Source organism: Massilia sp. 05N420, assembly GCF_056397205.1.
The window spans coordinates 1-1,019 of sequence record NZ_JBFTMX010000094.1; the positions used below are offsets into that span (position 1 = coordinate 1).

A 1,019-nucleotide genomic window follows, 5' to 3' on the forward strand; every position below is an offset into this window, starting at 1 on the left:
TTCACTTGCAATCTCATCTTTAAGACCAGCTTCTCGAGATTAAATCCGGGACCGCGCGGTCAGGCAACGGTCATCAAGTCATCATCAGAACCATCCCGAAGGACGGCAACAATGATCAACTCAGAGCGACAAGCTTCCTTCCTACCTCCAGCCCCTCTTTCGTTTCCAGCCGGCTAGGCCATCCACGACGTCATTGGAACTGGGCTCGGACATTGGGCAGAACCCAACACCTGGAAGCCTCCAGATCAATCTTCTCTTCACGATATATGCAGAACAGGCATCCGGCCGAAGCCGATGCAAACTTGTATTTTCTTCAGAAGACATTGCCATCAAAACCCTCAGGCTCGACACCATCGATTTGGTGGAGCTGAGCGGGATCGAACCGCTGACCCCCTGCTTGCAAAGCAGGTGCTCTCCCAGCTGAGCTACAGCCCCTCCAGCTCGATCACCCCTGTTCGTCAGAACAAGAGTTCGGCAAAACTCGCGCTTGTTAAGCGTGACCCGCGCCAGCAATCCCAATCAATTCCCAGTCCATCACTCACCAAAGGTAAATGGTGGGCCCGGGAAGACTTGAACTTCCGACCCCACGCTTATCAAGCGTGTGCTCTAACCAACTGAGCTACGGGCCCATTCGGGAACCGGTCCAGCATCAACTGAACAAGCGCGGTTTTTTGTCTTCATGAAGAAAGAGAAACGTGGACGGCGCAGTTCGCCATACCCGCTGTCTGCGTAGCAGATCTGCAGGCGTATTGCGTTTCGATGGTCACCTGACTGGTGCCATCTATGTTCTAAAAAGCACGGGAAGGTTCATACAGGGGAGATCCGAAGATCCAGCCTGTCGTCTTACCAATTCCACAGCTTCCTTAGAAAGGAGGTGATCCAGCCGCAGGTTCCCCTACGGCTACCTTGTTACGACTTCAYCCCAGTCGCTGACCCTACCGTGGTTAGCTGCCTCCTTGCGGTTAGCGCACTACCTTCGGGTAAAACCAACTCCCATGGTGTGACGGGCGGTGTGTACA

General features: G+C 53.9%; 2 tRNA genes and 1 rRNA gene. All 3 read right to left on the reverse strand.

Annotation, left to right across the window (positions count from 1 at the left end):
- Nucleotides 1–359 precede the first annotated feature (359 nt).
- Nucleotides 360–435 (reverse strand) — tRNA-Ala (locus AC1DIX_RS27370).
- A 117-nt stretch (nt 436–552) separates the two neighbouring features.
- Nucleotides 553–629: transfer RNA gene (locus AC1DIX_RS27375), tRNA-Ile, on the reverse strand.
- 238 nt (nt 630–867) lie between these two features.
- Nucleotides 868–1,019, reverse strand: a 16S ribosomal RNA gene (locus tag AC1DIX_RS27380); the annotation flags it as partial.